The organism is Pseudoalteromonas sp. TAB23 (assembly GCF_000498075.1).
Taxonomy (GTDB): Bacteria; Pseudomonadota; Gammaproteobacteria; order Enterobacterales; family Alteromonadaceae; genus Pseudoalteromonas; species Pseudoalteromonas arctica.
On the sequence record NZ_AUTP01000161.1, the window covers coordinates 20,160 to 33,174 of the forward strand.

At 41.2% G+C, this 13,015-nt stretch carries 10 protein-coding genes and 1 pseudogene; 6 read left to right on the top strand and 5 right to left on the bottom strand.

Features of this window, described 5'->3' with window-relative positions:
- Positions 1 to 7: 7 nt before the first annotated feature.
- A pseudogene (gene clpA, locus L654_RS01000000125635) lies at positions 8 to 2,271 on the top strand (ATP-dependent Clp protease ATP-binding subunit ClpA).
- Positions 2,272 to 2,484: 213 nt separating this feature from the next.
- Here the strand turns inward: clpA and infA are convergent.
- The 4 genes from infA to trxB all read right to left on the bottom strand — a co-directional run bounded on the left by infA (position 2,485) and on the right by trxB (position 5,255).
- Positions 2,485 to 2,703: a translation initiation factor IF-1 gene (gene infA / locus L654_RS0106585; protein ID WP_002962494.1), complete on the bottom strand. Its 219-nt coding sequence runs from the start codon at positions 2,701 to 2,703 to the stop codon at positions 2,485 to 2,487.
- 90 nt (positions 2,704 to 2,793) lie between these two features.
- On the bottom strand, positions 2,794 to 3,498 hold the full coding sequence (locus L654_RS0106590; RefSeq protein WP_024607612.1) for an arginyltransferase: 705 nt from the start codon (positions 3,496 to 3,498) through the stop codon (positions 2,794 to 2,796).
- Complete coding sequence (gene aat / locus L654_RS0106595) at positions 3,491 to 4,207, bottom strand: leucyl/phenylalanyl-tRNA--protein transferase (RefSeq protein ID WP_024607613.1); 717 nt, start codon at positions 4,205 to 4,207, stop codon at positions 3,491 to 3,493. The genes L654_RS0106590 and aat overlap by 8 nt, the downstream gene beginning before the upstream one ends.
- A 97-nt stretch (positions 4,208 to 4,304) precedes the next feature.
- A complete protein-coding gene (gene trxB, locus L654_RS0106600) occupies positions 4,305 to 5,255 on the bottom strand; it encodes a thioredoxin-disulfide reductase (RefSeq protein WP_008168643.1) in 951 nt (316 codons plus the stop codon).
- Between the two features lie 287 nt (positions 5,256 to 5,542).
- Here trxB and pssA point away from each other — a divergent pair, with 287 nt between their 5' ends.
- Positions 5,543 to 6,868, top strand: coding sequence for a CDP-diacylglycerol--serine O-phosphatidyltransferase (gene pssA, locus L654_RS0106605; RefSeq protein WP_024590327.1), 1,326 nt, complete (start codon positions 5,543 to 5,545; stop codon positions 6,866 to 6,868).
- 133 nt (positions 6,869 to 7,001) lie between these two features.
- Here the strand turns inward: pssA and ald are convergent, their stop codons facing one another.
- Positions 7,002 to 8,123: an alanine dehydrogenase gene (ald, locus tag L654_RS0106610; RefSeq protein ID WP_024607614.1), complete on the bottom strand. Its 1,122-nt coding sequence runs from the start codon at positions 8,121 to 8,123 to the stop codon at positions 7,002 to 7,004.
- Between the two features lie 142 nt (positions 8,124 to 8,265).
- Here ald and lrp point away from each other — a divergent pair, with 142 nt between their 5' ends.
- The 4 genes from lrp to L654_RS0106630 form a co-directional block, all read left to right on the top strand.
- Positions 8,266 to 8,745 (top strand): leucine-responsive transcriptional regulator Lrp, encoded by a 480-nt coding sequence (gene lrp / locus L654_RS0106615; RefSeq protein WP_007582985.1) that lies wholly within the window; start codon positions 8,266 to 8,268, stop codon positions 8,743 to 8,745.
- 173 nt (positions 8,746 to 8,918) lie between these two features.
- The gene (locus L654_RS0106620) at positions 8,919 to 11,414 is read left to right on the top strand and encodes a DNA translocase FtsK 4TM domain-containing protein (protein WP_024607615.1); all 2,496 of its coding nucleotides are present in this window, start codon (positions 8,919 to 8,921) and stop codon (positions 11,412 to 11,414) included.
- Positions 11,414 to 12,040, top strand: a complete 627-nt coding sequence (lolA, locus tag L654_RS0106625; RefSeq protein WP_024607616.1) for an outer membrane lipoprotein chaperone LolA — start codon at positions 11,414 to 11,416, stop codon at positions 12,038 to 12,040. Before L654_RS0106620 ends, lolA begins: the two co-directional genes overlap by 1 nt.
- On the top strand, positions 12,033 to 13,015 hold a 983-nt coding region (locus L654_RS0106630), incomplete at its 3' end, for a replication-associated recombination protein A (protein WP_024607617.1). The genes lolA and L654_RS0106630, both read left to right, overlap by 8 nt.

Here is a 13,015-nt window from a genome sequence, read left to right on the forward strand (position 1 = left end):
GTTGCCAATGCTAAACAAAGACTTAGAACTCACATTAAATGCCGCGTTTCGTGAAGCGCGCACTCGCCGTCATGAGTTTATGACCGTAGAGCACCTTTTACTTGCGCTGTTAGATAATCCTTCTGCAGGAGAAGCCCTAAACGCGTGTGGTGTTAATATTTCTGGTTTAAAAACCGAATTATTAGAATTTATTGACGAAACAACACCCGTCATTCCAGATTTAGAAGAAGAGCGTGAAACTCAGCCAACACTTGGCTTTCAACGTGTATTACAACGCGCTGTGTTCCATGTGCAATCGTCAGGTAAAAATGAAGTCACTGGCGTGAATGTGCTAGTTGCTATTTTTTCTGAGCAAGAAAGCCAAGCTGTATATTTACTTAAAAAGCATGATGTATCGCGTTTAGACATCGTTAACTTTATTTCGCATGGTATTTCTAAAGCAGATGATGAATTAGGCAACGACAGCGACGATATTCATGATGAAGTGCAAGAAGTTCAAAATGAAGAAGCAAGCAAGCTAGACAGCTTTACAACTAACTTAAACGTTCAAGCTCGTGAAGGTAACATTGATCCACTGATCGGACGCGACAGCGAAGTAGAGCGCACGGTACAAGTATTGTGTCGTCGTAAAAAGAATAACCCATTACTTGTTGGTGAAGCGGGCGTTGGTAAAACAGCAATTGCTGAAGGCTTAGCGTATCGCATTGTTAATAAGCAAGTACCAGAAGTAATTGCAGATGCTGTTGTGTACTCGCTAGATATGGGTGCATTGCTTGCGGGTACTAAATACCGTGGCGACTTTGAAAAGCGCTTTAAAAGCTTACTAAAAGAGCTGCAAGCTGAGCCAGGCTCTATTTTATTTATTGATGAAATACATACCATAATCGGTGCCGGCGCGGCGTCTGGTGGTGTTATGGACGCATCAAACTTGCTTAAACCACTCCTTTCAAGTGGTAAGCTACGTTGTATGGGTTCAACAACTTACAACGAGTATAAAAATATTTTTGAGAAAGACCGTGCATTAGTACGTCGCTTTCAAAAAATTGATGTACTTGAGCCAAGTGTTGCCGATACCACTAAAATATTAAACGGCTTAAAAGAGCGTTACGAAGAGCATCATGGCATTCGTTACACTCAAAAAGCACTAAAAGCAGCTGCAGAACTCAGTGCTAAATACATTAATGAGCGCCACTTGCCAGATAAAGCCATTGATGTAATTGATGAAGCCGGTGCAAGCCAGCGTCTGCAACCTAGCTCTAAACGTAAAAAAACCATTGGCGTGGCAGATATAGAACTAATTATATCTAAAATGGCACGTATCCCAGCGCAAAGCGTCTCGTCGACAGATAAAGAAACGCTTAAAAACTTAGACCGTAACCTTAAAATGCTCGTGTTTGGGCAAGATCAATCTATTGATGCGCTTACATCAGCTATTCGCTTATCTCGCTCTGGTTTATCGAGCGAAGAAAAACCAGTAGGTTCGTTCTTGTTTGCAGGGCCTACCGGTGTGGGTAAAACAGAAGTAACTAAGCAACTTGCTAAATGTATGGGTGTTGAGTTTATTCGTTTTGATATGTCGGAATATGTAGAGCGCCATGCAATAAGTCGACTAATTGGTGCTCCACCAGGGTATGTTGGTTTTGAGCAAGGTGGTTTATTAACAGAAGCGGTTATTAAAAACCCACATGCTGTTGTACTTTTAGATGAGATTGAAAAAGCGCATCCAGACATTTACAACATTTTGCTACAGGTTATGGATCACGGTACGCTAACCGATAATAACNCGGCCGTAAAGCTGACTTTAGAAATGTAGTGGTTGTAATGACTACCAATGCGGGCGTTCAAGAAACTACGCGTAAGTCGATTGGTTTTACAGAGCAAGATCATACGCACGATGCAATGGGTGCAATTAACAAAGTATTTTCACCAGAATTTAGAAACCGTTTAGATAACATCATTTGGTTTAATCACCTTGAACGTGAAGTTATTTTACTGGTGGTTGATAAGTTTATTGTGGAACTGCAAGCGCAGCTTGATAAAAAATCAGTTAACCTTGAGCTTACGTCTAAAGCACGTGAGTGGTTGGCAGATAAAGGCTACGATAAAGCAATGGGTGCACGTCCAATGGCACGTGTTATTCAAGAAGAGCTTAAAAAGCAATTAGCTAACGAAATACTGTTTGGTGAACTTGTTGATGGCGGTACGGTTAAAGTATCGGTTAAAGACAAGAAGATTCGCTTTGATTACGAGAGTAATTTAACACCAGCGTAAAACGTTAATTAAATAATTTAGTTAAATAAAATGGCCCGCTACATAATAGCGGGCCATTTTTTTGCCCTTTTTATAGGCAACAAAAAACCCAGCAAAAACTGGGCTTTTTGTTTATTAAATGTAATTGCTAGTCAATGTCTATCAATTACATTTAATAAACGCTTAAAGCTAGTAAAACACTAGCCAAAAACTAAATCTCGTTTACGCACTTACTTAGCGAGCACGGAATACGATACGACCCTTTGATAAATCGTAAGGAGTCATTTCTACCGTTACTTTATCGCCGGTTAAAATACGGATATAGTTTTTGCGCATTTTGCCTGAAATATGAGCCACAACTACGTGACCATTTTCTAGCTCAACTCGGAACATTGTATTTGGTAAAGTATCAAGGACTGTCCCTTGCATTTCGATTACGTCTTCTTTCGCCATGTTTAGCGTAACACCTCTTTAATAGTTAAACGCTGCAGATTTTGCCCAAAATACTCCAATAAGTAAAGGCGCAGGGGCTATATTTGCAAATTAAATAGCCACCCACTCATCATTGAGTTGTTTTTGAGCAGGTAAAAACTGAGTTTTGTACTTCATTTTGTCGCATTCATCAATTTGATAGCCTAAGTACACGTATTGCTTATTTTGCTCTTTTGCAAACTTTAGCTGCTCTAATATCATCACAGAGCCTAAACTATAGTGTTCAAAGTCGGGGTCAAAAAAGGTATAAATTGCAGAAATAGCGCTATTCATACAATCAGTTACGGCAACCGCGACTAAAGTATCTTGGTGCCACAGTTCAATAAATGTGATCTTGAGCCAACTGCAAAGCAAAAAACTTTGAAACTGTTCTTTTTCAGGAGGATACATACTTCCATCCTGATGACGCATCGTTATGTACTTGCTATAAAGCGGATAGTACTCAGGTCGCTCTTGCGTTGAATATTTCACTTCAAACTGGCTTTTTGCTTTGTTTAGTTTACGTTTTTGCGATTTTGAGGGCATAAAGTCTTGTGCTAATACACGTACAGAACTACATGCGCTGCATATTGGGCAGTGTGGACGGTATATTTGGTTACCACTGCGACGAAATCCCAAGCCTAATAACGACTCAAATTTGTCGGTGCTGTAGCAACTGGGATCTAGAATAACTAAAAGTTGCTCTTGTCTGTTGGGTAAATAACTACAGTCAAACTCTTGGGTTAAACCAACACGTGCAGGAAGTTGCTCATTCATAGATTGCGTCAAGTTCTTGTGGCTCCCACATAATAGGGTTAACAGTATAGTTATGTGCAGCTTTTAGTTTAGTCAAAAATGTGGAACGGGGGATTACTTGTGCACCCAGGGTCATTAAATAAGGGTTTTCTAACTGGCAATCAATAAAATGTGCATTATGCCGTTTAAGCCAATTTACCAGTGCCCACATAGCAAGCTTAGAGCAATTGGTTTGATGATGAAACATAGACTCGCCACAAAATACACCATTTTGCATTATGCCGTATAAGCCACCTGCAAGCTCTCCGTTACTCCATACCTCTAAACTATGTGCAATGCCAGCATTGTGTGCATTAACGTAAGCGTCGAGCATGTCAGAGGTGATCCAGGTGCCATCGGTATCAAGGCGTTGATCGCGACAGGCTTCTATCACCTCTTCAAAGGCATTATTAATGGTTACTTTTACAGGGTGCTTTTTTAAATGCTTACGCAGGCTCTTACTTATATGAAAATCATTAAGCTCAAAAATGCCTCGCTCGCTGGGAGACCACCACATAATAGGCTCATCTTCACTAAACCAAGGAAATACTCCGCTTTTGTAGGCATTACTTAGGCGAGGTAAACTCAAATCTCCGCCAATTGCTAACAAGCCATCAGGGGATTCTAATGCGTATTCCGGATTGGGGAATGCTATATCGTTTTCGCTTAATTGGTATAGCTGATTTCTCATACAGTACTTATTTTATAATTGATCTTAAAAGTGTAACTATATTTTAGGCATAAAAAAAGGGCTGAATAATCAGCCCTATAATAATTTATTTAATTGCTTATAAATTATCTAAAAAACGTTCAGCATCAAGGGCAGCCATACAGCCTGTACCCGCAGATGTGATTGCTTGACGGTAAATGTGGTCAGACACATCACCTGCAGCAAAAACGCCTTCTACGCTTGTTTGAGTTGCGTTACCGTGAAGACCAGACTCTACAACTAAGTAGCCATCTTTCATTTCTAGTTGACCAACAAACATATCAGTATTTGGCTTGTGGCCAATAGCAATAAATACGCCGGCTAAATCTAGCTCTTCAGTTGCATCAGAGTGTGCATCTTTAATACGAACGCCGGTTACGCCCATTTGGTCGCCTAATACTTCGTCAAGCGTGCGGTTGTAATGCATTACAACGTTACCGTTTGCTGCTTTTTCAGCAAGGCGGTCAGCAAGTATTTTTTCACTGCGGAAACTATCACGACGATGAATAACATGTACTTCGTCAGCAATGTTAGATAAGTAAAGCGCTTCTTCAACCGCTGTATTACCACCACCAACAACCGCCACTTTTTGACCTTTATAGAAAAAGCCGTCACACGTAGCACATGCCGAAACACCACGGCCTTGGAAATTAGTTTCAGACTCTAGGCCCAAGTATTTAGCAGACGCACCCGTTGCAATGATTAATGCATCACATGTGTAAGTACCTTGGTCGCCAGTTAGTGTGAAAGGGCGCTTAGATACATCTACTTTATTGATGTGATCGAATATGATTTCAGTTTCAAAGCGCTCAGCGTGCTCTTTCATACGATCCATTAACGCAGGACCTGTTAAACCGTGTGCATCACCAGGCCAGTTTTCAACTTCAGTTGTGGTTGTTAATTGGCCACCTTGTTGAATGCCTGTAATTAAAACAGGGTTTAAATTTGCACGTGCTGCATATACTGCGGCAGTATAACCAGCTGGGCCAGAGCCTAAAATTAGTAGCTTACAATGTTTTGCTTCAGTCATTATTTTTTCCTAAACGTTTAATACGGTCTTTAATGCGCTCGATTCTAAGAAAAACAAGGCAGATGTAAACAAAATCCGCGATTATTTTTTTTATCAAATCGAAAAGCTGTGCAGTATTGTGTACTAGAGTTATGTGCTTTTACAGTTAAAATGCCTAAGTAGCTCAATAAATAGACTAACAGGCAACAAAACAGCGTTATTTCATGACCCCTTTGATTTTTTTTGTTATGTTTTACCTAATTTTATTTGTCACTGATAGATTATGTGACCTAAGCAAATAGGCAACTATGTTATTTTGGCAGGAAAAACCCGCATTCGGGTTGACTTCAAAAGACGTTAACGTCTTAACCAATGCGCAAGATTACCGAACGCAATTGCTACGCTTGATAGCGAACGCAAAAAAACGAATTTATATTACTGCGTTGTATTTACAAGATGACGAAGCAGGTCGCGAAATTTTAGAAGCGCTGCATCGTGTGTCATTGGCAAACCCCGCACTTGAGGTAAAAGTGCTGGTGGATTTTCATCGTGCGCAACGTGGATTAATTGGCGCTGATAAATCAGACGGTAACGCAAGTTTATACTGTGACGATTTAGAAAAGTTTAAATCGAACGTACAAGTTTATGGCGTACCTGTAAAAGCTAAAGAATTATTTGGCGTATTGCATTTAAAAGGTTTTGTAATTGACGACACCTTACTTTACAGCGGCGCAAGCTTAAATAACGTGTACTTGCAATACAACGAGCGCTACAGGCTCGATCGTTACTTTTTGATAACGCAGAGCGAACTGTGTGACTCAGTAGTTGATTTTATTGAGACAAAGCTACTTTCATCAGTGGCTGTGCCACGTATAGACACGCGACCGCTTAAGCGTTTGCACGACTTTAAGCTTGATCAAAAGCAATTAATGCGTGATTTAAAAGTCGCAAGTTATAACGCAGCAGAGCAGCTAAATACGCAAGCATTAGGTATTCGCTTGTTTTTAGGACTCGGGCGTCGCAATAACGAGTTAAATCGTTTAATAAAAGCGTTATTTGATACAACAGAGCAAGAGCTTGTGTTGTATACGCCATACTTCAATTTTCCGGCACCGCTTATGCGATCGCTGCGCCGATTATTAAAGCAAGGCAAGCAAGTGACTATTGTTGTAGGCGATAAAACAGCAAATGACTTTTATTTACCGCCAAGCGAGCCGTTTAGTAAAATAGGGGCATTACCTTATTTATACGAAACTATTTTGCATAAATTTGTAAAAACGCAAAAGCGCCATATCGATAACGGTAATTTAAATGTGTATCTGTGGAAAGATGAAAGCAATTCGTTTCATTTAAAAGGTATTTGTTCAGATAGAACAAAACATTTACTGAGCGGGCATAACTTAAATCCGCGTGCATGGGGTCTTGATATCGAAAACGGTATTTTAATAGAAGATCCAGAGCAAACAATTATGGATGCTATTGATAACGAAAAGCAGGAAATTTTACAACACTGCCGACGTTTAACAGGCCCAGATGATTTAGAAACGATGGATGATTACCCGCAGCCAGTTAAAAAACTACTTGGCCAAGCTAAGCGCGTAAAAGTAGATTTTATAATTAAGCGTTTTATCTAAATAAGTTTATCTAAATAAGCTTATATAAATCTGAAATTTAAATACAAAAAAAGCAGCTAATTAGCTGCTTTTTTTATGGGTTGTAGTTAGGTAGCTACATTACTTAATACCAACCTAACTACAAAACGCTAAATTATGCGTTTTCTAACGCTGTGCGTGGGTCAACATATTCCATGTTGAACGCTTCTGCTACTTCTTTGTAAGTTACTTGGCCTTTAATTACGTTTAAGCCTTTTAAGAAGTGAGCGTCATCTAGTAACGCCTTTTTATAACCTTTGTTTGCAAGGTTAATGATGAAAGGCAATGTTGCATTGTTAAGTGCGAACGTAGATGTGCGTGGAACAGCACCTGGCATGTTAGCAACACAGTAGTGAACAACTTCATCAACGATGAAAGTAGGATCAGCATGCGTAGTTGCTTTAGAAGTAGCAATACAGCCACCTTGGTCGATTGCAACGTCAACAATTGCAGAACCAGGTTTCATTGCTTTAATGTGCTCAGCAGTTACTAGTTTAGGTGCAGCTGCACCTGGGATTAGTACGCCACCAATTACTAAATCAGCTTCTAGTACGTGTTTTTCTAGAGCATCAGCAGTTGAGTAAATAGCTTTAACTTTATTACCAAATTGCGCGTCTAGTGCACGTAATACGTCGATGTTACGGTCAAGAACGACAACTTCAGCACCAAGACCAACAGCCATTTGCGCTGCACTACGACCAACCATGCCGCCGCCAATGATAACAACTTTAGCCGCTTCAACGCCTGGTACGCCACCTAGTAGCATGCCACGGCCGTGGTTAGATTTTTCTAGCGCTTGTGCACCAGCTTGAATAGACATACGACCAGCAACTTCGCTCATAGGAGCAAGAAGCGGTAAACCACCGCGAGAGTCAGTTACAGTTTCGTATGCAATACAAATAGCTTTGCTTTTTACAAGGTCTTCAGTTTGTGGAAGATCAGGTGCAAGGTGTAAGTAAGTGAAAAGAATTTGGTCTTCACGTAACATTGCACGTTCAACAGCTTGTGGCTCTTTTACTTTTACAATCATGTCTGCTTTAGCGAAAACGTCAGCAGCAGTTGCTAAAATTTCAGCACCCGCTAGCGTGTAATCTTCGTTAGTAAAACCAATACCCATGCCTGCATCAGTTTCTACAATCACTTGATGACCGTGGTTTACTAATTCACGAACACTCGCAGGAACCATACCTACACGGTATTCATGGTTTTTAATTTCTTTAGGAACACCAATAATCATATCATTTGCCTTATTAAGAACGGATTAACATTTTTCACTATTATATTCATCATAAGCCCGTGTGTCTCACCTTTTTTAAAGTCAAATCTAGTGTTATCATCTATATAACAAAAATAAACAGCATAAAAAACTAGTTGGTACTATGCATCAGTTATTAGATAGAATTGACCGTAAAATTTTAATGGAATTACAGCACGATGGACGCCTTTCAAATGTTGAACTGGCCAGACGAGTTGGCCTAAGCGCCACGCCCTGTCTGGAGCGAGTGAAAAAGCTAGAACGAGAAGGCTACATACTTGGCTATAAAGCAGTGGTCGATCCAGCTAAGCTTGGGCAAGGTTTATCGGTGTATGTAGAAGTAACAATTACTAAAACATCTCCCGACGTATTTGATGAGTTTAGTGCGGCTGTTAAAAAGCACGAAGAAATTATCGAATGTCATTTAGTATCGGGTAATTTTGATTTTTTACTTAAAACGCGCGTAAATGATATGTCAGAATACCGTGGTGTATTAGGTGACATATTATTAAAATTGCCTAACGTTAGTGAAAGCCGAACTTATGTAGTAATGGAAGAAGTAAAAGGTGAAGAAGGCGTAATTATTCGTCCTTATATTACTTAAGGTTATTTATATTAGCTGCGTCATTTGCTTATATAAGCTCAAATTATAAAAACTTGTTCATAATCAGGCCATCAAGGTTAAGATAAAGTGCAACAAATTGCATTTCCTGCTAAGGTATTTCACTGCTAAGTAAGTGTGAATAAAAATAGAATAATAAAGAGGAATAGGGAACTATGCGCCTAAACGGTGTGCAAAGACTATTAGAAACAGGGCTGATTATCAGCACCTTTACGGCAATATTTATTTTATGTGCCTTGATCAGCTTTGATCCAGCAGATGCTGCATGGTCGCAAACTAGTTTTAGCGAAGTAAGTAACATCACAGGAGCAGCCGGTGCATGGATAGCCGACATTTTATTACTCACCTTTGGTTGGTTGGCTTACTTAGTGCCAGCGGCCATTCAGCTATTTGGCTACTTGCTATTTAAACAACCTCACCGCATTTTACAGCTTGATTACACCACCTTAGCGCTGCGTGTTATTGGTTTTGCTTTGTTTATCACCTCAGCTACCGCTATTAGTAGTATCAATTTTGACGATATTTATAACTTTTCCTCTGGTGGGGTAGTGGGCGATGTTATTGCATCAGCCATGATGCCTGCGTTTAACTTTACCGGCACCTCTATATTATTGCTGTGTTTCTTTTTTGCCGGGCTTACCTTATTAACGGGTGTATCGTGGGTTGATTTTGTAGATTACCTTGGCGATTTAATGGTTAGGTTTTATCGCTTTATTGTATCGTACGCAAAAGGCTGGATGCACCGAGAACACGCTGCGGGCAAAGCAAATAATCACGATGAAGTAGACGCCCATTTTGAAGACGATATAAAAGAGCAAATAGAGCTGCCTACATCAGCAAAAAAAGCAGATAAACAAAAAGCAATTAATAAACCGCAAACACCGTTTAATGAGCCACAAATTAGTGACGATTTTATGCCGTTTGACGAGCTTGACGACATACTCGATCAAGAAATTGGCTTTAGCGCCATAGACGACGAACCAATGGACACGGCCGCTGCATTAAACGCGCTTGACCAAAGCCCAGTTGTAGAGCCAGAAAAACCAGTTACAACAGTGGTATCACCAGCAAGACCAATGCCTAAATCAAAAGCGCAATATCAACCACCGCCAACGGCTAAAGAAAAGTTTGAGCAATTATTAACGCAAGAACCACCACCGGGGCCATTACCGTCGCTCGATTTACTCGACAGACCGGACAAAGCTAAAAACCCAATTTCGCAAGAAGAGCTCGATACAGTATCGCGCCTAGTAGAGACAAAACTACTCGACTTTAACGTACAAGCTAAAGTTGTAGCGGTATACCCAGGCCCTGTTGTTACACGCTTTGAGCTAGATTTAGCGCCAGGTATTAAAGTGTCTAAAATTACAGGTTTAGCAAAAGATTTAGCCCGTTCGCTTTCGGCAATTAGTGTGCGTGTTGTAGAAGTTATACCGGGTAAAACATATGTTGGTATTGAGCTTCCTAATAAACATCGCGAAATAGTACGTTTGTCAGAAGTAATAAACGCGCCTAAATTTGAGCAAAATCCATCCCCGCTTACCATGGTGCTAGGTAAAGATATTGCTGGTCAGCCGGTATGTGCTGATTTAGGTAAAATGCCACACTTACTGGTGGCCGGTACAACTGGTTCAGGTAAATCAGTGGGCGTTAATGTCATGATAGTAAGCTTGCTTTACAAATCGGGCCCTGACGATGTACGTATGATCATGATTGACCCTAAAATGCTTGAGCTATCAGTATACGAAGGCATTCCGCATTTATTGTGTGAAGTAGTCACCGACATGAAAGAAGCCGCTAACGCACTGCGTTGGTGTGTAGGCGAAATGGAACGTCGTTATAAATTAATGTCAGCATTGGGTGTGCGTAACTTAAAAGGTTACAACCAAAAAGTGCTTGAAGCCAATGAAGCGGGTTACCCAATTCTTGATCCATTATTTAAAGACACCGATGGCATGAAAGAAGGCCCGGAAGAACTTGGTAAGTTACCAAGTATTGTTGTAGTAATAGACGAATTTGCCGACATGATGATGATTGTTGGTAAAAAAGTAGAAGAGCTGATTGCCCGCATAGCCCAAAAAGCACGTGCGGCAGGTATTCATTTAATACTGGCAACGCAGCGCCCTTCGGTAGATGTAATAACAGGTTTAATTAAAGCAAATATACCAACGCGTATGGCGTTTCAGGTATCAAGTAAAATAGACTCGCGCACGATACTTGACCAGCAAGGCGCAGAAAACTTACTGGGTATGGGCGATATGCTTTATTTACCACCAGGCACTAGTGTACCAGAGCGTGTACATGGCGCGTTTGTAGACGACCATGAAGTACACGCCGTAGTAAACGATTGGAAAGCGCGTGCTAAGCCAAATTACGTTGATGAAATACTCAATGGTGATGCCAGTGAAGATATTTTATTGCCAGGTGAAGCAAGCGAAAATGCAGACGAAGAGAACGATCCGTTATACGACGAAGCCGTGTCGTTTGTAATTGAAACCGGCAAGGTATCGGTATCGTCAGTGCAACGTAAACTGCGTGTTGGCTATAACCGCGCAGCACGTTTAGTCGAACAAATGGAAACATCGGGTATCGTGAGTTCACCAGGTCATAACGGCGCTCGCGATGTATTAGTACCTAATGGAGCAAATTAATGAAAAAATTTAACGCCTTATTATTAGTGTTAGGCAGCGTACTTGCCGCACCAAGCTTTGCTGATGACAGCCAAGCATTACAAGACAGACTTGCCACTTTAAAAAGCTTTAAAGCGCAGTTTGCACAAAAAGTAACAGACAAAGAAGGCCAAGCTGTTATGCAAGGCGAGGGCACAATAGCGCTTCAACAGCCTATGATGATTCGTTGGCAGCAAACAAACCCAGACGATACATTATTTGTATCAAACGGCGATAAAACCTATTACTTCGACAGCTTTGCTGAGCAAGTAACAATTATGAAAACCAGCAGCCTAATCGACTCAACACCATTTGTGCTACTTACATCAAAAGACCCAGCACAGTGGGAAAAATACAGCGTACTTGCAACAAGTACAGGCTTTAGCGTAACGCCAAATAAAGGCGTAGAAAGCCAAGTAGAACAACTTGATATAGCGTTTGCGGGTAACGAGCAAGGTCTTGCTAAACTAGTGGTTACCGACAACTCAGGGCAGCTATCGTCATTTACGTTTAACAATGCCCAAGTTAATGCGCCGCTTGATAAAAGCACTTTTGAATTTACGCCTCCTGAAGGTGTTGAAATAGACGATCAGAGTAACGGTGAGTAATTTAGGTTTTAACTTTGGGCCCGATGTACGGCCACTTGCTGCGCGTATGCGCCCCACAACGCTTGACGAGTACATTGGTCAGCAACACTTATTAAGTGCTGATAAACCACTGCATCAAGCCATTGTCGCGGGGCGATGCCATAGTTTAATTTTATGGGGCCCACCGGGTGTAGGTAAAACAACACTTGCGCAAATAATTGCCAACCATGCTGATGCCTCACTAATTCAAATGTCGGCGGTAACCGCAGGCGTAAAAGATATACGTGACAGCGTAACGCAAGCGCGCGATAACCTAGAAAGCCGTGGCCAACGCACCCTTATGTTTGTTGACGAGGTTCATCGCTTTAATAAGTCTCAGCAAGATGCGTTTTTACCGCACATAGAAGACGGCACCTTTATATTTGTAGGTGCAACCACCGAAAACCCATCGTTTGCCCTTAATAACGCTATATTGTCGCGTGCACGCGTGTATGTTTTAAAATCGCTTGCCGATGCCGACTTATATACCGTAATAGAACGCGCACTTAAACAAGACGAGCAGCTAAGCCAAAAACATATCACTATTGCCGACAACGCTAAAAAGGCACTGTGCCAAGCAAGNGGCGATGCGCGTAAAGTACTTAATTTACTTGAACAAGCGGTTGATTTAACAACCGAGCAAAACGGTCAATACAACGTAGACGAGCACGTACTTAGCCAAGTGCTACCTACTCATTTAGCTAAATACGATAAAGGCGGCGATGAATTTTACGATTTAATATCAGCCTTTCATAAATCAGTACGTGGTAGCTCTCCCGATGGTGCGCTGTATTGGTATTGCCGAATTTTAGCCGGTGGTGGCGACCCTTTGTATGTAGCAAGGCGTTTACTTGCCATTGCAACAGAGGATATAGGTAACGCCGATCCGCGCGCGATGGAAGTGGCCTTAAATGCGTGGGATATATTTCAGCGAGTAGGGCCCGGCGAAGGCGAACG

Excerpts from the sequence above, each read along its gene's own strand:
- lrp (WP_007582985.1), top strand. The coding sequence starts at position 8,266 with ATGCATCAGTTATTAGATAGAATTGACCGTAAAATTTTAATGGAATTA.
- ald (WP_024607614.1), bottom strand. The coding sequence starts at position 8,123 with ATGATTATTGGTGTTCCTAAAGAAATTAAAAACCATGAATACCGTGTA.
- trxB (WP_008168643.1), bottom strand. The coding sequence starts at position 5,255 with ATGACTGAAGCAAAACATTGTAAGCTACTAATTTTAGGCTCTGGCCCA.
- infA (WP_002962494.1), bottom strand. The coding sequence starts at position 2,703 with ATGGCGAAAGAAGACGTAATCGAAATGCAAGGGACAGTCCTTGATACT.
- pssA (WP_024590327.1), top strand. The coding sequence starts at position 5,543 with ATGTTATTTTGGCAGGAAAAACCCGCATTCGGGTTGACTTCAAAAGAC.
- L654_RS0106590 (WP_024607612.1), bottom strand. The coding sequence starts at position 3,498 with ATGAATGAGCAACTTCCTGCACGTGTTGGTTTAACCCAAGAGTTTGAC.
- L654_RS0106620 (WP_024607615.1), top strand. The coding sequence starts at position 8,919 with ATGCGCCTAAACGGTGTGCAAAGACTATTAGAAACAGGGCTGATTATC.
- aat (WP_024607613.1), bottom strand. The coding sequence starts at position 4,207 with ATGAGAAATCAGCTATACCAATTAAGCGAAAACGATATAGCATTCCCC.
- lolA (WP_024607616.1), top strand. The coding sequence starts at position 11,414 with ATGAAAAAATTTAACGCCTTATTATTAGTGTTAGGCAGCGTACTTGCC.